Source organism: Patescibacteria group bacterium, assembly GCA_018817715.1.
Classification (GTDB): Bacteria; Patescibacteriota; Patescibacteriia; order Veblenbacterales; family UBA10138; genus JAHITT01.
In genome coordinates this window covers 159,817-179,893 of record JAHITT010000001.1, presented here as the reverse complement: position 1 = coordinate 179,893, position 20,077 = coordinate 159,817, and the positions used below count along the sequence as shown (strand labels likewise).

The 20,077-nt window shown below is 36.9% G+C and carries 26 protein-coding genes; 18 read left to right on the top strand and 8 right to left on the bottom strand.

Features of this window, described 5'->3' with window-relative positions; translation table 11 throughout:
- Nucleotides 1-93 precede the first annotated feature (93 nt).
- The gene (locus tag KKC17_01085; protein ID MBU1038820.1) at nucleotides 94-1,680 is read left to right on the top strand and encodes a T9SS type A sorting domain-containing protein; all 1,587 of its coding nucleotides are present in this window, start codon (nucleotides 94-96) and stop codon (nucleotides 1,678-1,680) included.
- Nucleotides 1,681-1,908: 228 nt separating this feature from the next.
- Here the strand turns inward: KKC17_01085 and KKC17_01080 are convergent, their stop codons facing one another.
- Nucleotides 1,909-2,673, bottom strand: a complete 765-nt coding sequence (locus tag KKC17_01080; GenBank protein MBU1038819.1) for a hypothetical protein — start codon at nucleotides 2,671-2,673, stop codon at nucleotides 1,909-1,911.
- A gap of 106 nt (nucleotides 2,674-2,779) precedes the next feature.
- Here KKC17_01080 and KKC17_01075 point away from each other — a divergent pair, with 106 nt between their 5' ends.
- Nucleotides 2,780-3,448: a deoxynucleoside kinase gene (locus tag KKC17_01075; protein ID MBU1038818.1), complete on the top strand. Its 669-nt coding sequence runs from the start codon at nucleotides 2,780-2,782 to the stop codon at nucleotides 3,446-3,448.
- 63 nt (nucleotides 3,449-3,511) lie between these two features.
- Here the strand turns inward: KKC17_01075 and KKC17_01070 are convergent, their stop codons facing one another.
- The 7 genes from KKC17_01070 to KKC17_01040 form a co-directional block, all read right to left on the bottom strand.
- On the bottom strand, nucleotides 3,512-3,988 hold the full coding sequence (locus KKC17_01070) for a GreA/GreB family elongation factor (protein ID MBU1038817.1): 477 nt from the start codon (nucleotides 3,986-3,988) through the stop codon (nucleotides 3,512-3,514).
- A gap of 9 nt (nucleotides 3,989-3,997) precedes the next feature.
- Entirely contained in the window at nucleotides 3,998-4,231 is a 234-nt protein-coding gene (locus KKC17_01065) for a hypothetical protein (protein MBU1038816.1), read from the bottom strand.
- A complete protein-coding gene (locus tag KKC17_01060; protein MBU1038815.1) occupies nucleotides 4,224-4,664 on the bottom strand; it encodes an NUDIX domain-containing protein in 441 nt (146 codons plus the stop codon). The genes KKC17_01065 and KKC17_01060 overlap by 8 nt, the downstream gene beginning before the upstream one ends.
- A gap of 14 nt (nucleotides 4,665-4,678) precedes the next feature.
- Nucleotides 4,679-5,944, bottom strand: coding sequence for a DegT/DnrJ/EryC1/StrS family aminotransferase (locus KKC17_01055; GenBank protein MBU1038814.1), 1,266 nt, complete (start codon nucleotides 5,942-5,944; stop codon nucleotides 4,679-4,681).
- Between the two features lie 6 nt (nucleotides 5,945-5,950).
- Nucleotides 5,951-6,967, bottom strand: coding sequence for a Gfo/Idh/MocA family oxidoreductase (locus KKC17_01050; GenBank protein MBU1038813.1), 1,017 nt, complete (start codon nucleotides 6,965-6,967; stop codon nucleotides 5,951-5,953).
- 112 nt (nucleotides 6,968-7,079) lie between these two features.
- Complete coding sequence (locus KKC17_01045) at nucleotides 7,080-8,939, bottom strand: alanine--tRNA ligase (GenBank protein ID MBU1038812.1); 1,860 nt, start codon at nucleotides 8,937-8,939, stop codon at nucleotides 7,080-7,082.
- A 136-nt stretch (nucleotides 8,940-9,075) separates the two neighbouring features.
- Nucleotides 9,076-9,252, bottom strand: coding sequence for a 50S ribosomal protein L28 (locus KKC17_01040; protein MBU1038811.1), 177 nt, complete (start codon nucleotides 9,250-9,252; stop codon nucleotides 9,076-9,078).
- 101 nt (nucleotides 9,253-9,353) lie between these two features.
- On the opposite strand from KKC17_01040, the gene KKC17_01035 reads away from it, so the two are divergent.
- The 16 genes from KKC17_01035 to rpmC all read left to right on the top strand — a co-directional run bounded on the left by KKC17_01035 (nucleotide 9,354) and on the right by rpmC (nucleotide 20,068).
- Complete coding sequence (locus KKC17_01035; GenBank protein ID MBU1038810.1) at nucleotides 9,354-9,971, top strand: site-2 protease family protein; 618 nt, start codon at nucleotides 9,354-9,356, stop codon at nucleotides 9,969-9,971.
- Between the two features lie 171 nt (nucleotides 9,972-10,142).
- Nucleotides 10,143-10,562 (top strand): 30S ribosomal protein S12, encoded by a 420-nt coding sequence (gene rpsL, locus KKC17_01030; protein ID MBU1038809.1) that lies wholly within the window; start codon nucleotides 10,143-10,145, stop codon nucleotides 10,560-10,562.
- Nucleotides 10,563-10,576: 14 nt separating this feature from the next.
- Nucleotides 10,577-11,044, top strand: a complete 468-nt coding sequence (rpsG, locus tag KKC17_01025) for a 30S ribosomal protein S7 (protein ID MBU1038808.1) — start codon at nucleotides 10,577-10,579, stop codon at nucleotides 11,042-11,044.
- Between the two features lie 103 nt (nucleotides 11,045-11,147).
- On the top strand, nucleotides 11,148-13,226 hold the full coding sequence (gene fusA / locus KKC17_01020) for an elongation factor G (GenBank protein MBU1038807.1): 2,079 nt from the start codon (nucleotides 11,148-11,150) through the stop codon (nucleotides 13,224-13,226).
- A gap of 3 nt (nucleotides 13,227-13,229) precedes the next feature.
- Nucleotides 13,230-13,559, top strand: a complete 330-nt coding sequence (locus tag KKC17_01015) for a hypothetical protein (protein MBU1038806.1) — start codon at nucleotides 13,230-13,232, stop codon at nucleotides 13,557-13,559.
- 160 nt (nucleotides 13,560-13,719) lie between these two features.
- Nucleotides 13,720-14,922, top strand: coding sequence for an elongation factor Tu (tuf, locus tag KKC17_01010; GenBank protein ID MBU1038805.1), 1,203 nt, complete (start codon nucleotides 13,720-13,722; stop codon nucleotides 14,920-14,922).
- A gap of 45 nt (nucleotides 14,923-14,967) precedes the next feature.
- Entirely contained in the window at nucleotides 14,968-15,327 is a 360-nt protein-coding gene (gene rpsJ, locus KKC17_01005) for a 30S ribosomal protein S10 (GenBank protein MBU1038804.1), read from the top strand.
- 250 nt (nucleotides 15,328-15,577) lie between these two features.
- Nucleotides 15,578-16,192: a 50S ribosomal protein L3 gene (gene rplC, locus KKC17_01000; GenBank protein ID MBU1038803.1), complete on the top strand. Its 615-nt coding sequence runs from the start codon at nucleotides 15,578-15,580 to the stop codon at nucleotides 16,190-16,192.
- A 1-nt stretch (nucleotide 16,193) separates the two neighbouring features.
- Nucleotides 16,194-16,838, top strand: a complete 645-nt coding sequence (gene rplD / locus KKC17_00995) for a 50S ribosomal protein L4 (GenBank protein MBU1038802.1) — start codon at nucleotides 16,194-16,196, stop codon at nucleotides 16,836-16,838.
- A 6-nt stretch (nucleotides 16,839-16,844) separates the two neighbouring features.
- Nucleotides 16,845-17,186 (top strand): 50S ribosomal protein L23, encoded by a 342-nt coding sequence (locus tag KKC17_00990; protein MBU1038801.1) that lies wholly within the window; start codon nucleotides 16,845-16,847, stop codon nucleotides 17,184-17,186.
- Between the two features lie 10 nt (nucleotides 17,187-17,196).
- Complete coding sequence (gene rplB / locus KKC17_00985; protein ID MBU1038800.1) at nucleotides 17,197-18,036, top strand: 50S ribosomal protein L2; 840 nt, start codon at nucleotides 17,197-17,199, stop codon at nucleotides 18,034-18,036.
- Nucleotides 18,037-18,047: 11 nt separating this feature from the next.
- The gene (gene rpsS, locus KKC17_00980; GenBank protein MBU1038799.1) at nucleotides 18,048-18,380 is read left to right on the top strand and encodes a 30S ribosomal protein S19; all 333 of its coding nucleotides are present in this window, start codon (nucleotides 18,048-18,050) and stop codon (nucleotides 18,378-18,380) included.
- A 9-nt stretch (nucleotides 18,381-18,389) separates the two neighbouring features.
- Nucleotides 18,390-18,746, top strand: a complete 357-nt coding sequence (rplV, locus tag KKC17_00975) for a 50S ribosomal protein L22 (protein ID MBU1038798.1) — start codon at nucleotides 18,390-18,392, stop codon at nucleotides 18,744-18,746.
- 2 nt (nucleotides 18,747-18,748) lie between these two features.
- On the top strand, nucleotides 18,749-19,447 hold the full coding sequence (rpsC, locus tag KKC17_00970; protein ID MBU1038797.1) for a 30S ribosomal protein S3: 699 nt from the start codon (nucleotides 18,749-18,751) through the stop codon (nucleotides 19,445-19,447).
- Between the two features lie 13 nt (nucleotides 19,448-19,460).
- Nucleotides 19,461-19,871: a 50S ribosomal protein L16 gene (rplP, locus tag KKC17_00965; GenBank protein MBU1038796.1), complete on the top strand. Its 411-nt coding sequence runs from the start codon at nucleotides 19,461-19,463 to the stop codon at nucleotides 19,869-19,871.
- Nucleotides 19,872-19,876: 5 nt separating this feature from the next.
- Complete coding sequence (gene rpmC / locus KKC17_00960; protein ID MBU1038795.1) at nucleotides 19,877-20,068, top strand: 50S ribosomal protein L29; 192 nt, start codon at nucleotides 19,877-19,879, stop codon at nucleotides 20,066-20,068.
- Nucleotides 20,069-20,077: the final 9 nt, after the last annotated feature.

Here is a 20,077-nt window from a genome sequence, read left to right as displayed (position 1 = left end):
CTCCCTAACTAATTCTCAATCTTCTTTCTTAAAATAACAATTTCTAAAACAGTAAATTAAAAAATTAATAACAATAAATAAAAGGTGACAAAAATGAAACGCTTAGTAATAGCAGTATTCGTATTGTTGTTCGCTGGCGTTATAAACGCTCAGTGGACACAAGTAACGCATGGTGACAATCTTTGGATAGAAGAAGTCGCTTTTGCCGATTCATTAAACGGTACAGCCACTGCCAGCGGTTTTGGTTTTTACCACACTACTAATGGCGGCCAAACCTGGCAGTTAAAGGCAACCTGGGATTTAATCTGGCTGTCTTCCCGCGGGGTAACCTTCATAGACAACAAAATAGGTTGGATAACAACTTATCAAGGTCCTTATCAGGGTTACTTTTACAAAACTACTGATGCTGGTGTTAATTGGCAAAAAGTAGATAACGGCACAACCGACGGTAAAGCTCATCGTACATTTTGGTTTAATACTCAAGTCGGCTTTGCATGTGGTGGTAACAACGCTTCCTTTTTCTGGTCAGATTCCGTTAGTGCTAAGGGCTTGTTCTGGAAAACTACTAACGGTGGATTAACTTGGACATACAAAGAAGTTGGTAAACCTAAAGGCGGTTGGCAAGAAATATGGATGCTTTCTACTGGTAGAGGATTCTTATCAAATGGTTATGAATTGTATGTTACCAGTGATATGGGTGAAACCTGGCAAGAATATGGTTTTTCTTATCATCCAGAAGAACTGATTAAACAAATTCATTTTTTTAATGATACCGAAGGATTGCTTTTTTCTTCTAGAACTGAACTTGGCAAAAGTAATACTTGGGTATACAGAACTACCAACGGTGGGCAAACTTGGCAAGTAATATCAGAAATTTCTTTGCTAACGATTTCTCTTACTAAGCCCGTATATGTTGTTGATTCTAATAATATAGTTATGGTTGGTCAATATTTTAATCACGACACCAGGGAAGCTAATATGCGTATTCTAAGAAGTCTGGACGGCGGTAAAACTTGGTTTTTGGAACAGAAATTAGGTTATAACGATCTTATTTATAGCTTAACCAAGAATGGTAATACTTATTGGGGCGGCGGTTTACAAATGTGGCGCTGCGATAACGTAAAGCCTTACTTTACTGAAACAATTTCTGATTCCATAGCTTACGCTGATTCACAGTATTCTCAAGCTTTGCAAGTAGTAGACCCAGATGGCGACCAAGTTACCTTATCAATTATTGAAGGACCTTCGTTCTTAACAATTGATAATTGTTGTGTAGTTGGAATGCCTAGCAGTCAAGATACCGGTAACTATATTGTTAAGGTATTAGCTTCAGACGGTAAGGGTGGTACAGATACTTTAAGTTACAACTTGAAGGTTGATAAAACTACTGGGGTAGAAGTTATTGAAGGTATTCCTGTTGAATATCAGTTAGTTCAAAATTATCCCAACCCGTTTAATCCTTCAACCAAGATTAGATATTCCATACCAAAATCTTCTAATGTTACTCTGACAATATATAATATACTCGGTCAGCAGGTTACAGTTTTGGTAAACGAATATCAGTCAGTCGGGAACTATGAATATAGTTTTACTGCTGAAAATCTAGCCAGCGGTACCTACATCTACCGCTTGGTTGCAGGCAACTATGTCAGCACCAAAAAAATGGTGTACGTAAAATAAAAATATAGTTCTCAAAATAATGTCTAGGTAAAAATGCAAAATAGCGATGTTTCTTCTAGTGTTTAGGTGTTAATTCTTATACAGTACTCATAATCCAGTACTCAAGAATTAACACCTTATTTTTTTACTTAAATAAAAATATCTTAGGTAAAGTCTAAGATATTTGGATAGGCCGATGATTGCTAAATTGACTATTAGATTTTTAAGGCAGTGGTTTTAGTGTGTTAATTAATCTATACTATACTTTTTCTTTTTCAGATTTGTCCAATAGTCGTTGTCGGCTATGTCAATAAATCTATAGCCATATTTATTAGAGAAACAATATTCGGTATAAACCTTGAGTTTTTCCAATTTTTTTCTATTTATTTCGGGGGTAAAATATCTTAATGCTTCAAGCATTATATTTTTTTCTTCCAAGTTGGGTTCGCCTTGGCTTACAAAATGTAAGTCGAATCTATTGTTATTTATCTCCAATTTTTTGATACCAGTTTCTGGATTAATAGTTGGGGTAGCTATTGATTGATTTTCTAAATTAGCATGACTTCCTTTAACTTGTTCAATAACCGTAGAGCCATCACCATCTGATATTATAGTTCCAGAATAATTTGGCTCCCAATGCTCTCTTATTTCTACGAAATAATTATTTTTACCTTCTGGTAGATTGTTAACAAAATTTATTACTTCTTCTAAGCTTATATTTCTGCATCTCTGAATTTTTAAACCCCCATTATTTTTGGGTACACAACGTACTAAGAATTTTTCAACACCCCATTTATTTTCTGGTATGTAGGAGATAGCTTCTTCTAATGAAGAATGGGTTCCGGTAGTAGCATAGGTGGGCAATCTATATTTTTTTAAACGATCTTGTTTTTCCTCGTTTTCTTTTAATAATTTTTCAGTTTGTTTAGGATCTATTAAACTGTCTTTCTGTTGGGCTAGAAGCCAATCGTACATTCCCGGATTATTGGGTGCGGATTTTTCTAAGTTGTCCATAAAGTTATGGTTAATTGATAAATTATAGCATTAATCTATCAATTTGACAATATTAGGCAAAAAGTATAATCTTTTAAAAAAGTTATTTAAAATATAAGGAGTTTATATGGAAAAAGGATTATTAGTTTCTTTAGAGGGGCAAGATGCCTCTGGTAAGTCAGAAATACTAAAGCTTCTTTTGCGAGAATTAGATAATCGTAAGGTGCCGGTGGTAGTTGTATCAGAATTTTCTTCTAATGTTTTAGGTAATTTTATAAAGAAAATTCTTGGGGAAAATAAATTTTTTAGATTAAATACATGTGGACCAAGTGCTCTTACAGAAACAATGTATGTTATCTCTGATCTTTATTCTCAAGATGAACTGGAGATAGGTCCAGCCTTAAAAGAGGGGAAGGTTATTATTAAGGAAAGGCATATTGATTCAATATTTGCTTGCCAGATTCCTAAAATTATTGATGATTATCCTGGCAGTAATCCGGAGTATTTATTTAAATGGCTTGAACAATCTCTAAAAAAATTAAGGAGACCTAATTTAACTTTCTTTTTGGATGTAAAGAAAGAAATTTTAAAAAATAGAATTGTTGGTAGAGGAGAGGAGGTTTCCGCGGTGGATTTAAGGGTTTTTCAAAAAAGACAAAACATATATAATAAACTGGCTTTAAAGAACCGAGGTCGTTGGTTAAATATCAAAAATAATGGTAGGCCAATGGAGTCAGTAAAAGAAATAAGCGATATAATTATTGATAAATTTAAATTATTTAAAGGACAGATATAAATCTGTCCTTAATTTATTTTGTAAAAATTTTAAATTAAAAGGCTCCTTTAGGGGAGCCTTATGTTAGCTGATTGAGATAATTTTTAACTTTTTAATTTTTCCATTAATTACCCCTTCATAAGTATCATCGATAGAGTGATTAATTAATAATTTAGCCATAGGGGATATATAGGAGATTTTTTTGTTGTTTTTTTCTGCGGGTTCATTTTCTTCTAGTAGCATATAACTACTAATAGTATAAGAAAATTCTTCATCGTTAATTAAACAGACAACTGTTTTTCCTATACTAACTTTATCATTAGATTTGGTTGGTGTTATGATTTTTGATTTGTTTCTTATATTGGTCAGTTGTTTTAAATGACTAGACACCATATGCATTTGGCGCATACCTTCTTCATAATCAAAATTATCATGCCAGGTATCAGCGCCACTCTCACAACTTTCACCAATTTTTTCACCAATCTTTTTAATTTCTTCTAATATTTCTAGTATTTTTTTTTCCAGATTAATTAGATCTAGTTTTAAAAAATAGTAAAACATATAACCCCCTTAAATAATAATGGTAGCACTATCGCCGTTGTTTATTTTTTCTAGTGCCTTATTATATCCCGGTAGATTTTTAATATGAATTGTGTCAATTTCTACTATTTCGAAGTTGTTGTTAATTATTTTATTAGAGAACTTTTTTTTGATTGCCTCTAGTGATACACCTATGAAATAAGGGCCAATCTTTTTTCCTGTATTTACTAAAGTAATTACCGCTCCAATATTTTTATTATTCATTTTTACTCCTTAAAATTTTTTTTAATATTTGTTTTGTTTCTTTTGATATGTATAGTTTATTTATATCTCCCGAACCCACCCATTTATAATCCGTATGCTCTTTACTAAGTTTTATCTTTATTTTTTTATCATTGATTAATTTTACCAAAAAATTTATTTGAGTAGTTTCCCTTATTTCATTATTTTTATTAATTTTATAATCAAATATCGAAAAAGGATTTAAGCAGGATATAGATAAACTTGTTTCTTCTTTAAATTCTCTTTGCATAGCCTGTATAGTTGTTTCGCCGAGTTCTTTTTTACCCGAAGGAATTTCCCATAGGTTAGGAAATATTTTTTCTTTAAAAGATCTTTGTACTAATAAAACCTTATTTTTTTTAAGCAATAGACCAGCAACAACGATACGCTGAATTATGTTTTTTTTTCTAGTCATATAGATAATAAAACTTAGGACATTTTTTGTAGATCCCGATAATTATGTAGTACTTTTTTAAAACCGTCAATATACTGACCTATAATTTTTTTATCAGAAGGGTTAACCCAAATTGATAATTTTATAGCTTGTTTATAGAATTTTTCAGCATTGGGAAATTGTTCAGGTTTATACATTGTTTTATTGGGATACAATTGGGGAAATAATAAATGAGGGTTTTGTAGTAATGGTAGTTTATTAAGAGGGCATGTTGAATTAGGTAAATCGAATTCTGTTAAACCTTCTGCTTGTAAGGCGTTATATAATGTATTGATTGGAATATTACCGAGTTGGTTAGCTTGATATCGCCAGACTAAAGCATACCAACTAGGCAATACATTTTTTGGTATTATTGGTGGTTGCAAAGCTTTATATTTTTTTAAACTATTAATTAGTTTTGTGGCATAGCGTCTTTTTATAGATAACCATTTATCTAAATTCTGTAAATGGTAATCAGCTATAGCAATTGCTAAGGGATGAGCTCTAAATTTAAGACCCATACCAGTAACTGAAAATTTATAAAGTGGATGAGTTGACGGAATTTCTTGCTTGCATCGTTTGTTATAGTGCCCTAACAATAAGGCACGGTAATAGAATTCAGGATTATTTGTAGTAAAAATTCCACCCTCGCCACCAGTTATTATTTTTTGTCCTTGTAAACTCCAAGCCGACATATTACCCCAACTACCAACTTTTTTATTGTTTATACTAGCCCCATGAGCGTGGGAGCAGTCTTCTAATAAGAGTAACTTATTTTTTTCAGCTATTTTTTTGATCTCTTCCATTTGGGCGGGGATTCCCCACATATGAGTTACAACAATCGCTTTTGTCTTACTAGTTATTAAGTTTTTAATTTCTTTTGGATTAATATTACCGTTTTCGTCACAGTCGGCTAATATCGGTGTAGCACCAGTAAATAATAATGGACTGACGGTAGCAAAAAAGGTATACGCCGGGCATATAACTTCGTCTCCTTTTCCTAAACCCGCTGCTACATACATAGTATAGATTGAGGTTGTACCCGAATTACCGACTAAGGCGTATTTTAGGTTGTGATATTCAGCAAAACGATTTTCAAATTTTTCAAAAATTCCAGAACGATTATAAATTGAAATAGTTTCTTTGGTTTGTTTTTTTACAATTTGTAATATCTCTTTATTTATTATCGGCCAATTAAAGTTGCTTTTATTTTTAATTATTGGTCGCCCGCCAAGTAGAGCTAAAATAGAGTTATTTTTCATAATAGATTAAGATATAAAATATTTATGAGGATCAATGTATTTGCCAGTTATGTTTGATTCGTAAGCTGCTTCGATTAACGCCATATGTTGTATATGGTAGTTATTTCCTTGAAAGTTTTTGTCTTCACCTTTGATTACTTTAGCGAAGTAATCAATCTGATCAGAAAAGGCAGAGGGCCACGAGTTTTCCCTTAACAATTTTTCTAGACTTTTACCATCAGAGGAAAATCTTTCAAGTCGACCCCGTTCTAATTCAATTATACCGCGAGTGCCTACTACTCGAAATATTTCGTTTTTGGGCGGGACCACTCTGGAAATGAAAAGGTTTCCCCAAATTTCTTGTTTGTCGAATTTCATAGTTAAAGAGGCTGTGTCCTCGGCATCATAGTCGCAGTTTTCTTTAGCTGTAGCTGACATTTCTGCAAATATTTTATCAGGCATACCAAAATACCATATTATTAGGTCAATCATGTGATAACCCATATCAATTAAGCATCCTCCGCCAGCTAATTTTTTTTGACCTCGCCAACCACCATCTGGGTCGGGAGTAAAAAAGGTGTAGCGACCTTCAAAAAAAGAAATTTTACCTATTTTATTTACTAGTTGTAAAAAAGTTGTAAATATAGGATTAAACCTCCTTTGTACGGTAGTTAAAATATGGACACCGTTATTATTAGCCGATTCAACAATTTTTTTGGCAGATTTTAGATCAATAGCAAAGGGTTTTTCTTTAATGATATTTATTTTATGTTTTATAGCAGATTCAACTATTGTTTGGTATGCATAATGAGGTACTGATACAAGAATGAAATCGAGTTTTTCATTATTTAACATCTTTTCTGAGTCACTATAGCCAGGTACTTTGTATTTTTGGGATATTTTTTCAACGATTTCTGAGTTAATATCACAAACTGAAATTAACTCAGCTTCCCTGGAACCAATTATACCTGGTACATGATCTTCCAAACTCTGTTTACCTAGACCAATAACCGCTACTCTCATTTTTTTATTATTTATTCTCATAAAGTTACTATTAATATTTAAAAATAATAAAAGGATATTGTTTATGATATCAGAAAAATACTCTTAGTTAATTACCCAAGAGTATTTAGTAATTAATATTTTCATGGTGATTTTATAGTAATTCAGCCTTAAGACGCCTAACGCCGGCCGAGGAAGCTTCTTCTTTGGTTATTTTATAAGTACCCAACTCACCGGTAGCGGTAACATGCGGACCGCCGCAAATTTCTTTGGAAAAATTACCAACTGAATAAACTTTTACTCTAGCGCCGTATTTATTTTCAAATACGCCAGTGGCTCCTAAAGTTTTGGCTTCATCTAAAGTCATTTCTTTACAAACAACCGGCAGGTTTAATTTTATCTGCTCATTAACTATGGTTTCTACTTGGTTTATTTGCTCTGGTGTTATTTTATTAGGATAAGAAAAATCCAAGCGCAATCTTTGGGGTGTAATATTAGAACCTTTTTGTTGGATTTGTGGATCTAAAACTTGTTTTAAAGCTTGCAGAGTTAAGTGAGTAGCGGTGTGCAGGCGAGTGGTTAATTCACCGTGATCAGCTAAACCACCTTGAAATTTGCCTATGGAGGCGGTGCGGGAATTATCTTGATGCTCTTTAAGTAATTTATAAAAAGTTTCTTTGTCTACTTTAAAGCCTTGTTCAGTGGCAATTTCTTCCGTCATTTCAATAGGAAAGCCGTGGCTGGCGAATAAGTTAAAAGCGTCCTGGCCGGTTATCGTATTATTAGTAATGGTGATTTTTTTAAATTCGTTCAGTCCTTTATTAATGGTTGTTAAAAATTTAGTTTCTTCTTTGGAAATTTCTTTTATCAAAGAGTCTTGGCGGTCTTTAAGTTCGGGAAAATCGTTGGCGTAAACGTTGATAAAAGTTTTGATTAATTTATCGGTAAAAGGCTCATTAAGGCCGATTAAGTTAGCGTAGCGTACGGCTCGGCGGATTAGCCGGCGGGTAAAATAGCCTTGGTCTTTATTACTGGGTAAAACATTGTCGTTCAGCAAAAAAGTTACAGCCCTTAAATGATCTAAAATTACTCTAAAAGATTTAGCGGTAATTTCGTCTTGCTTATAAGTGTGCTTGCTTAGTTTTTCTAAGATTGTTAAAGCTTCTTTAAAAACATCTAATTTAAAAATGTCCGGTTGGTTGTTAGCGGCCGCTGTAATTCTTTCCAAACCGCCGCCGAAGTCAATATTTTTTTGCGGTAAGGGGGCAAACCCGTTTGGAGTTTTTGCATATTGCATAAAAACACTGTTACCAATTTCCATAAACCGGCCACAGTCGCAATTAGGGTGGCAAGGTTTATTTTGCCAAGCTGAGTTTTCGTGCAGTTTTAAATCAGCACCAAAATCCCAAAAAATTTCTGAATCTGGCCCGCCTAGTTCGCCGACTGGCATATTTTGTGGTTGACCAGCCCGGGACCACCAATTCTTACTATCATCATAAAAAAATATTCGGCCGTCTTTTAGACCTTCTGTTTCTGGATTAAGCACGGTTAAAGCGGTTAGTCCGACAGTGGCAAATTCATTTTTCCATAAATCGGCCGCTTCGGTATCTTGGTCAATTTTAAGGTTAGGGTCGCCGCGAAAAATTGTAACATATAAACGCTCGGGATTAAGTTTTATATGATTAACCAAAAAATCAAAAACAAAATGAATTTGTTCTTTTTTAAAATAATCTCCCAAACTCCAATTACCCAACATTTCAAAAAAGGTTGTGTGTCGATTGTCACCGACTTCGTCGATATCTTGAGTGCGAAAACATTTTTGTGAATTAACCAAGCGACTGCCTAAAGGATGTTTAGTGCCCATTAGGTAGGGGATTATTGGTTGCATGCCGGCCGAGGTAAATAAGGTGGAAGGATCGTTGTCTGGTACTAGCGGTGCCGAAGGCACAACAGCATGTTGTTGTTGCTTAAAATAATTTAAATAAGCTTGGCGGACAGAACTGACAGAAGTCATAAAATAGTTGCTGTAATTTTAGCTAAGATATTGTCAATTTTATTATTCAACAGGCCTTTTGTCAATTTGTTTTTAGTTATTTTTTAATCAAAAAAGTCTCTGATGGAGCAGAGACTTTGAAGGAAAATTAGATGAACTAATTAGATTTTTTGCTTAAACCCTTAATACAACGAGTACAAAGTTTTTGCCTTTTACCATCTACTACTTTGCTTTGCAAATTAATATGTTGGCGCTTAAGGGTTGGTATATTGGAGTGACTGCGCGACAAGGCTTTTAAATAGCCGCGGGCGCACTTATCGCAAGTTCTAGCCATAAAATGATTGAAATTAGCTTAAATTTAAGTTATAGTATTACTTACCAAGACAGTTTTAAAACTAGCTTAGTATAGCATTATTAGTTTATTCGTCAAGTTATATGTCCAGTTTAGAAATGGTTTTTTTCTTAATAGTTATTATCCCGTCAGCTATTTTACATGAATACGCTCACGCTTGGATGGCCGATCGTTTGGGCGACCCGACACCGCGTTTAGCTGGCCGATTAACTATTAATCCAGTGCCCCATATTGATCCTTGGGGAACTTTGTTTTTACCTTTTTTGCTGTTTTTTGTGTCGGGCGGTGGTTTTTTGTTTGCTTATGCCAAGCCGGTACCTTTTAATCCTTTGGCTTTACGGGCGCAAAAGTGGGGCAGTGCTTTAGTGGGTGGGGCTGGTCCGGTAATTAATCTACTGGTGGCTTTTGTTTTAGGTTTGGTAGTTCAGTTAGTTAATTTGGGTAGTTTGACTAATTTTTTAACTATTGTTATTTACGCTAATATTTTATTGGCCGTATTTAATTTAGTGCCTATTCCGCCTTTGGATGGTTCCAAAATTTTGTATGTTTTATTACCGGATAAATGGTATGGTTTTAAATTGTGGTTGGAAAAATACGGTATTTTTGTTTTGTTTTTCTTTATTTTATTCCTGTTTGATTGGTTAAGGCCGATTATGGAATTTTTGCTTCAATTGGCTGTGGCACCGGGTAGTTTATTTTAAAAATTTTAAAGAAGTTATAAATAAAATTGGACTTGTGAGCTTATTTAAGGCTTGACTTGACGTTCGGCTTAATACTTGTTACACTCCGAGCCGTATATAAATAGTTGGGTGGAGCTGTTTTTTTATCTTTTAAAGGTTAATCCTTAAGGCTCCAAAAAGTATTATAAATTTATGCCTACGATAAATCAGTTATTGCGTAAAGGTCGCAAGACTTTACCTAAAAAATCCAAAACTCCAGCCTTGGAATCTATTTTTAATGTCCAAAGGCGCAAGCGTACTTATTTATCTAAGGGTAGCGCTTTTAAAAGAGGGGTTTGCGTTAAGGTAACTACTACGACACCAAAAAAACCTAACTCAGCTTTGCGGAAAATCGCCCGTGTTCGCCTGTCTAATGGTATGGAAGTAACCGCTTATATTCCGGGCGTGGGGCATAATTTACAAGAGCACTCTATTGTTTTAATCCGGGGTGGCCGAGTAAAAGATTTACCAGGTGTTCGTTATCATATTGTTAGGGGAGTTTATGATACTTCGGGAGTAGAAAACAGAAAACAAGGTCGTTCTTTATACGGCGTTAAAAAACCTAAATCCTAAGCTTAAGATTATTTATGAGAGGCAAAAAGCAAGCAATTAAAAGAGTAATTGAACCAGATCCTAAATACGGCAGTGTAGTGTTGGCCAAGTTTATAAATCATTTGATGGAACGCGGTAAAAAAACCGTAGCCAGAAAAATAATGTATGAAGCTTTGGCGGAAATGGAAAAAAAGACCAAACAGCCACCTTTGGATTTGTTTGATGAGGCTATGAAGAACGTTTCTCCTCAAGTAGAAGTAAAAAGCCGCCGAGTAGGTGGGGCTAATTATCAAGTGCCCATTGAAGTTCGGGGAGATCGCAAGCAAACTTTGGCCATGCGTTGGATAATTACTGCTACTCGAGCCAAAAAGGGCCGCCCGACACATTTAAAATTGGCCGAGGAATTAATGGCGGCTGCTAACAATGAAGGTGATGCCATTAAGAAAAAACAGGATGTGCATCGTATGGCCGAAGCCAACCGTGCTTTTGCTCATTTTGCTTAAGATGGGTAGTTCGTTAATCGTTATTGGTTATTTTTTATAATAAACTTACTGCCCAAAGCGGTTAGGCCTTGGGTGAAGACTTTTAATTTTTGATTTATCTATTATGGCTCGTGAATACAGTTTGGATAAAGTACGTAATATAGGGGTAATTGCTCATATTGATGCTGGTAAAACAACCGTTTCCGAGCGTATTTTGTTTTATACTGGCAAAAAACATAAAATTGGCGAAGTTCATGAAGGTGAAGCTACTATGGATTGGATGGAACAAGAAAGAGAAAGAGGTATTACTATAACCGCCGCCGCTACCACTTGTTTTTGGAAAGGGCATCAAATTAATTTAATAGATACACCGGGTCATATTGATTTTACTGTGGAAGTTAAACGTAGTATGCGCGTTTTAGATGGTGGTGTAGTGGTTTTTGATGGTGTAGCTGGTGTAGAGCCACAATCGGAAACTAATTGGCGCTATGCTGATGAATACAAAGTGCCACGTTTGGCCTTTATAAACAAAATGGATCGTATGGGTGCTGATTTTTATGCTGATGTTGCTTCCATTCACGAACGTTTAACTAAAAGTGCTTTTCCAGTTCAATTACCAATTGGCGCGGCCGAAACTTTTACTGGCATTATAGATTTACTTACTCGTCAAGCAGTTATTTATAAAGATGATATGGGTAAAGAATGGGAAGAGATAGCCGTGCCCGAAGACATGAAAGACAAAGTGGAAGAATATCGCCATAAATTAATTGAAGCCATAGCCGAGCATGATGATAAATTATTAAGCGTTTATTTAGAAGGCAAAGAAATTCCAGTAGCCGATTTAAAAAAGGTTTTACGGCAGGCTTGTATTGCTAATAAAATCGTGCCGATATTTTGTGGTTCAGCTTTAAAAAATAAAGGTGTTCAATTTTTGTTGGATGGGGTTATAGATTATTTGCCATCACCTTTGGAAGTGCCGCCGATTAAAGGACTTAAACCTGGTACAGAAGAAGAGGTTAAGCGTGGCACAGATGACAAAGAATCTTTTTCTGCTTTGGCTTTTAAAATCGCCGCCGATCCTTTTATAGGTAAGCTGGCCTTTTTTAGGGTTTATTCTGGTACTTTAAAGTCTGGTTCTTATGTTTTGAATTCAACCAATGGTGAACGAGAAAGAATTAGTCGGATTGTCCGTTTGCATGCCAATAGTCGCGAAGATGTGCAAGAGGTTTATGCTGGTGACATAGTGGCGGCGGTTGGTTTAAAAGTTACAACCACTGGTAATACTTTGTGCGATGAAGCTAATCCAGTAATTTTAGAATCCATTACTTTTCCTGAGCCAGTTATTTCTTTGGCTATTGAGCCTAAGACTAAAGTTGATCAGGAAAAAATGGGCATAGCTTTGCAGAAGTTAGCCGAAGAAGATCCAACTTTCCGGGTACGCAGCGATGAAGAAACAGGTCAGTTAATTATTTGGGGAATGGGTGAATTACATTTAGATGTGATTGTTGATAGAATGAGACGCGAGTTTAAGGTGGAGGCTAATGTTGGTCGTCCCCAGGTGGCTTATAAAGAAACTATTACTAAAATCGCTCAGGCGGAAGGTAAATATATCCGTCAATCTGGTGGCCATGGTCAATATGGTCATTGTTGGGTAAGGGTAGAGCCGAATGAAACTGGTAAAGGTTTTGAATTTATTGATGAAGTTAGAGGCGGTGTGATTCCTCGTGAATTTATCCCAGCTATCCAAAAAGGTATTAAAGAAGCTTTAGAAAATGGTATTTTGGCCGGTTATCCAGTGGTCGATATTAAGGCGGCTGTTTACGATGGTAGTTATCATGATGTGGACTCTTCCGAAGCGGCTTTTAAAATTGCTGGTTCTATGGCTTTTCAGTCGGCTTTTAGGCAAGCTACTCCGGTTATTTTAGAACCGATTATGAAAATAGAAGTTGTTATGCCGGAAAATTTTATGGGTGATGTAATTGGTGATTTAAATTCCAAACGAGGTCAAATATTAGAAATGCGTGATCGAACTAACGCCAAAGTGGTGGATGCTCTGGTGCCTTTATCGGAAATGTTCGGCTATGCCACTAATCTTCGGTCAATGACCCAAGGCCGTGGTTCTAATACTATGGAGTTTGATCATTACGCTGAAGTGCCTCGGCACGTAGCCGAAACCATAATCGGCGATAAAGCTAAGAGTTAATTTATGTCAGAGGTTTTGGATTGGCAACGTTTAGCTGCATTACTAGGACCAGTCAGTGATAAAGTGGTGGTAATATTACCATCTGGTCAAACTTTAATTCTGACTTCTTTGGAACATTATGAGGCTTTAGTAAAAGGTAAAAAAAATCTTGATTCGTTACCTATTAAAAATTCTTTAGCACCTTCAGCTACTAAGAAGCGCGGTCGGCCACCTAAAAGTAAACCAGTCGAACCAATTGCTTTACCGCAGTCTAAATTAGGTGAGGTGGAGGAAATAGGTGGTTTAGTTGGCGGGTTAAGTAATGATGACGAGTATTACCCCGAACCAATCTAAAGGTCCTTAAGGGGGGACTTGCTAAAGTTTTAAAGTCGTGCTAGAGTAAGCAAGCTACTAAATTATTAAATATTTTTTTTAGATATTATTTTTGGCTAAACTTAGCGCCTGTTAATCTAATAAAACAGGATAAGTTAGGGCCGTAAAGGAGTTAATCAATATGGCAGACAAATTTGACCGTTCTAAACCGCATATTAATATCGGTACTATCGGTCACGTTGACCACGGCAAAACTACTTTGACCGCGGCTTTGTTGCAGGTACTTAAGTTGGGTGGCCATGCTTCTCAGGACAAGTCAGTCGATCAGATTGACAATGCTCCGGAAGAAAAGGCTCGTGGTATTACTATTAATACCGCTCACGTTGAATACGAATCAGGCAAGAGGCATTACGCTCACGTGGATTGTCCAGGTCACGCTGATTATGTAAAAAACATGATTACTGGTGCGGCCCAGATGGACGGCGCTATTTTAGTTGTGTCGGCGGCTGATGGTCCAATGCCTCAGACTCGCGAGCATATTTTATTGGCTCGTCAGGTAGGTGTGCCTTATATTGTGGTTTTTTTGAATAAAGTTGACATGGTGGATGATAAAGATTTAATTGATTTGGTGGAAGAAGAAGTTAGGGATTTGCTTAAGAAATATGAATTTCCTGGTGATACTACCCCAATTATTCGCGGTAGCGCTTTAAAGGCTTTGGAAGCGGCTAAGGCTGGTAAAGCTGATGATCCTTATGTTCAGTCTATTATGGAATTGGTTAATAAAGTAGATGAATATATTCCCGAGCCAACTCGCGAAGTGGACAAAACTTTCTTAATGCCGATTGAAGATATTTTTTCTATTGAAGGCCGAGGTACGGTGGTAACTGGCCGTATTGAGCGTGGTATTTTAAAGTTGAATGATGAAGTTGAAGTAATTGGTTTAAGAGACACTCAAAAGACTGTGGTGACTGGTATTGAAATGTTTAATAAACAGTTAGATGAGGGGCGAGCTGGTGATAATGCCGGGTTGCTTTTGCGGGGTTTAAAAAAGGACGATGTGGAACGAGGTCAGGTTTTGGCCAAACCAGGTACGGTTACTCCACATACTGAATTTGAAGCTGAGATTTATGTTTTGACTAAAGATGAAGGCGGTCGTCATACACCATTCTTAAAAGGTTATAAGCCTCAGTTTTACATTAGAACAACCGATGTAACAGGTGAAGTTATTTTGCCAGAAGGTACGGAAATGGTTATGCCGGGCGATAAACTTAAAATTAACGTTAAGTTAATTTCACCAGTAGCTTTGGAAGCTACCCAACGTTTTGCCATACGTGAAGGCGGTCGAACCGTCGGCGCTGGTGTGGTATCGGCTATTGTTAAATAATTTATAAAATAGCTCTTTACTTAAAATAAAAGATTTAATTGCGGTATGGTAACTAACACGACAGACAATAAGGTTAATAAACCCGCGTCAGAAGAGGAAAGTAAGTCTAGGGTTCGAATAAAAATTCGAGCTTATGACCATAAAATTATTGATCAAGCCATGCGCACGATTTTGGAAACAGCTCAAAGGACTGGTGCCAGAGTGGTTGGACCAATACCTTTACCAACCGAATTAACGCGTTATACCGTAAATAGTTCCAGTTTTGTTCATAAGAACGCTCGGGAACAATATGAAATGAGAATACATAAGAGGCTTTTGGATATACTGGATCCAACAGCCAAAACCATTGATGGTTTAACCAACCTTAATTTGCCAGCCGGTGTCGATGTTGAGATAAAAATGTAGAATTAATTGGTGACCCTTTAGCTTTGGCCTTGTGTACGGTGTTTTCCCAAGAAAACAAACCTGCAATCGCTAGCTAGCCAATTTAAAAATAAGGGTTATTAGGAGTATAATTACCAACTTAGAAGTTAAATTCACAGCTACTAAATCAGAAAATATTTATGAAACCGTTTACTTATTGGAGCAGTCAGTCAAGTTGGTTATTGTTTTACATTAAGATAAGTTAAGCGGTTTTTTAGTACTTAAAGTATTTATGTCTAAATTGATTCTTGCTCATAAACAGAATATGGAACGTCTCTTTTTACCAGACGGCCAAGCAGTGGCTGTAACTAGGTTAAAAGCTGGGCCTTGTTGGGTTACTCAAATTAAAGAAGATGATAAAGATGGTTACAGAGCGGTTCAGGTCGGTTTTGCCGAAAAGAAGAAAGTTAGCAAACCCTTGCAAGGTCATCTTAAGGCTGTAGGTAAAAATTTAAGGCATTTGCAAGAGTTTGATATTCCGACGGAAACTAATTTAGAAATTGGCCAGGTTTTGGATGTTAATCAGTTTCAATTAGGTGATAAGGTGGCTATAACTGCTAAGGCCAAAGGCTTAGGTTTTCAAGGTGTGGTTAAGCGCCATGGTTTTAAGGGTCATCCTTCTAGTCACGGCCATAAAGATCAATCTCGTATGCCGGGTTCAATCGGTGCTGGTGGAGTGCAACATGTCCGTAAGGGTATGCGCATGGCCGGTCGAATGGGTGGCCAAAAAGTTACTGTTCATAATTTAGAAATTATGGGTGTGGATGCCGCCAATAATGAGTTGTTAGTTAAAGGAGCGGTGCCGGGAGCTTTTAAAGGTTTGGTATCAATTGTAGCTGAGAAATAATATGTCAGACGCAAAAATTTCCATTTTAGATAATAAAGGTAAGTCAGTCGGGGAAGTAAATTTGCCCGAGGCTTTGCAAGCAGTGGTGGTTAAACCATCAGTGGTGCATCAAGTGGTAGTGGCTTATCAAGCTAATCGTCGCGCTGATACGGCTCATACTAAAAATCGTAGCGAAGTTAGAGGTGGTGGTAAAAAACCTTGGAAGCAAAAGGGCACCGGCCGAGCCAGACATGGTTCTATTAGGTCGCCTTTATGGGTGGGTGGTGGTGTAGTTTTTGGCCCACGGAAACAACGAGACCACAGTCAAAGCTTGCCAACTAAATTAAAATCCGCTGCCGCTGTTATGACGGTGAAAGATTATTTATCAGCTGGTCGAGTAACAGTGGTTAAAGCTTGGCCCCAGGCGGATAAAACTAAAGTTTTTGTGGAAATTATTAAAGCCTTAGCTGTGCCCAGAAAAAAGTATTTACTTTTATTGTCGGACAAGGAAAAGGCTTTACGACGCGGTTTTAATAATATTCCTGGTGCCAATATAATGTCAGTAAGGCAATTTAATTCTTATGATGGTATAAAACTACCACATTGGTTAATTTCGGAAGACGCTTTGCAGGAATTAATGACCAGAGTTTTAAAAGCGGTTAAGTAAAATTTTATGGCTTTATTAAAGAAAAAACCTAAAATAAAAACCTTTAGCTTGCCTAAGAAAATAACTAAGGCTCCAGCTGTTTTATTGTTGCCACAAGTTTCGGAAAAAGCTACTCGTTTGCAGTCCCAGGGTCAATACAGTTTTAAAGTGAAACCAGGTGTTTCTAAAATCGTTGTTAAAAAAGCAATTGAATCGGCTCATGGTGTGCGAGTGATAGCGGTTAATGCCCGTAATTTACCACGTAAGACTGTTCGACGTGGTCGTAACATTGGTCAGACTAGGATTCGTCGTATTATGACAGTTCGTTTAGCGCCTGGTCAAACTTTACAAACAACTAAATCTATTTAGTATTTAAGATATGCCAGTTAAGAATTACAAACCAACTACTCCAGGAAGGCGCCATGCCGGTGTTTTGTTGTCGGAAGTTAGTAAGTCAAGGCCACTTAAGAGTTTAACTAAGGGCAAAACTTCTAAGGCCGGACGAAATGCTCAAGGTCGTATTACCGTGCGGCATCGTGGCGGGGGAGCTAAACGATTATTAAGGGAGGTAGATTCTAAGCGTCAAAAATATGATTTGGAAGCTAAAGTAGAGTTGTTGGCCTATGATCCTAATCGGACGGCTAATTTAGCTTTACTTGTTTATAGTGATGGTAGCCGAAGTTATATTTTGGCTCCTACTGGACTTAAAGTTGGTGACAAAATAATGTCATCACAGAAATTTATAGAAATAAAAACTGGTAATCGCTTACCTTTAAAACATATACCAGTCGGGGTTCAGGTGCATGATATTGAATTGACTCCCGGACAGGGCGGCGTAATGGTAAAATCAGCTGGAGCTTGGGCGATTGTTATGTCCAGTGAGACTGGTTTAGTAAGATTAAAGTTGCCTTCAGGGGAAATAAGAGATGTAGCTAATGGTTGCTTGGCAACAGTTGGTCAAGTTGGTAATATAGATCACTCCAATGTTAGATTGGGTAAAGCTGGTCGCAGGCGTCATATGGGTTTTAAACCGACGGTACGAGGTAAGGCTATGAATCCAGTGGATCATCCTCATGGTGGTGGTGAAGGCCATAATCCTATTGGTCTTAAACACCCTAAGACACCTTGGGGTAAACCAGCTTTAGGTGTTAAGACCAGACGGTCAACTAAAGCTTCTAATAGGTTTATTGTTAGTCGTCGTTCTAAGAGGAGACGTTAATAGAATTTTATATGTCTAGAAGTTTAAAAAAAGGACCATTTGTCAATGCCAAACTACTTATTAAATTAGGTAGATTAAAGGTGGGCGATAAGACTATTATAAAAACTTGGTCACGCGATTCAGTTATTACTCCAGAAATGGTCGGTTTTACTATTGGTGTTCATAATGGTCGGATTCATATACCGGTTTTGGTGGTGGAAGATATGGTCGGTCATAAGTTGGGCGAGTTTTCTCCAACCCGTAAATTCACTGGTCACGGTGGTAGGATGGCTAAGGAACAAGCCGCCGCCGCTGCTGTAGCTGCTAAGCCAGTGGCTGCCCCAGTAGTCACTCCTAAGAAATAATTTAGATTTATGGAAGTACAAGCACAATTAAAATTCACCAGATTATCTCCCCGCAAAGTCAAATTAGTAATTGATTTGGTGCGTGGTAAGACTTTGGCGGAGGCCGAGCGTCAGTTAAATAATTTAAGTAAGGGCTCAGCCAAGCCGGTAATTAAATTAATAAAATCAGCGGCCGCTAACGGAAAATCTAATTTAAAATTGGAGCCGTCTGATTGGTGGGTTAAAACTATTCAAGTTAATCAAGGACCTGTTTTAAAGCGTTGGCAACCTAAAGCCATGGGTCGAGCCACGCCTTTAAGACGGCCAACCAGTCACATTAAGGTTGTTTTAAGCGATGTGGCTCCTAAATCAGCTAGTAAAAAATAGATATGGGACAGAAAGTACATCCAAAAATTTTCCGAATGGGAATCTTATATACCTGGAAGTCAAAATGGTTTAACGAACGTGAATACAGTGAGATGGTAGAAGTAGATGTCAGATTAAGACGTTGGTTAAGAAAAAAACTACGTGGCGCGTCAGTGGCTGGTTTAGAAGTGGAAAGAGGTGCTAACAGTTTAACAGTTAATATTCAGACGGCTAAACCGGGTTTAGTGATTGGTCGAGGGGGTGCTGGTGCTGAAGATTTAAAAAAAGAAATGAAAGATAAATTTTTAAAAATTGGTCAAAATTTGCAACTTAATATTCAAGAAGTTACCAATCCCATGTTGTCTCCGGAAATTGTGGCGGAGAATATGGCTTTAGAATTAGAAAAAAGAATGCCTTTTAGAAGGGTAATGAAACAGGCTATTGATCAAGTAATGAAGTCGGGTGCTTTGGGTGTTAAGGTAATGGTCGGCGGTCGTTTGAATGGTGCCGAAATAGCTCGTAGTGAAAAATTAAGCGTTGGTAAGGTGCCCTTACATACTTTACGTGCCGAAGTTGATTACGCTCGCACTACAGCCAAGACGACTTATGGTGTTTTAGGTATAAAGGTTTGGATTAATCGAGGCGAGGGTGGGACAAATTCTATAATGTCAACACCGCCCCATCGTCCATCTTTTGGCCGTCGCGGCCGGTTCAATCGTTAATTAATTAGTTTTTATGTTGATTCCTAAGAAAGTAAAATATCGCAAGCATCATCGAGGCGATCAAATTAAAGGTAAAGCCAGCCAAAAGATTAATTTAAGTTTTGGTAGCTTTGGCCTGAAGTCTTTGGAAGCTAATTGGATAACGTCGCGTCAGATAGAAGCGGCTCGTCGGGCGATTACTGGTAGCCTGCAACGTAAGGGTAAATTATGGATTAGGATTTTTCCGGATAAATCAATTACTGTTAAGGGTAATGAAATACGTATGGGTGGTGGTAAAGGTGCGGTGGATCATTATGTGGCGCCCATTAAGCCTGGTACGATTATGTTTGAGCTTGGTGGTGTAAATGATGAAGAAGCCTCTACAGCTTTTCGGTTGGCCTCTTTTAAATTGCCGGTTAAAACTACTATAGTTAAAAAGGTATAATTTGTATGACTAAACAAACTCCTAAAACAGAAGATAATTTAGATAAAGGGCAATTGGAGCAAAAATTGGCCCAGGCTGTTCAAGAATTAAGGGCTTTGCGTTTGCGGGTGGCTCAACAAGATCTTAAAGATGTTCGTAGTATAAGAAAAATCCGTAAACAGATTGCTCGTTTTAAAACAGCTCAGCAGAAGGGTTAATAAATAATT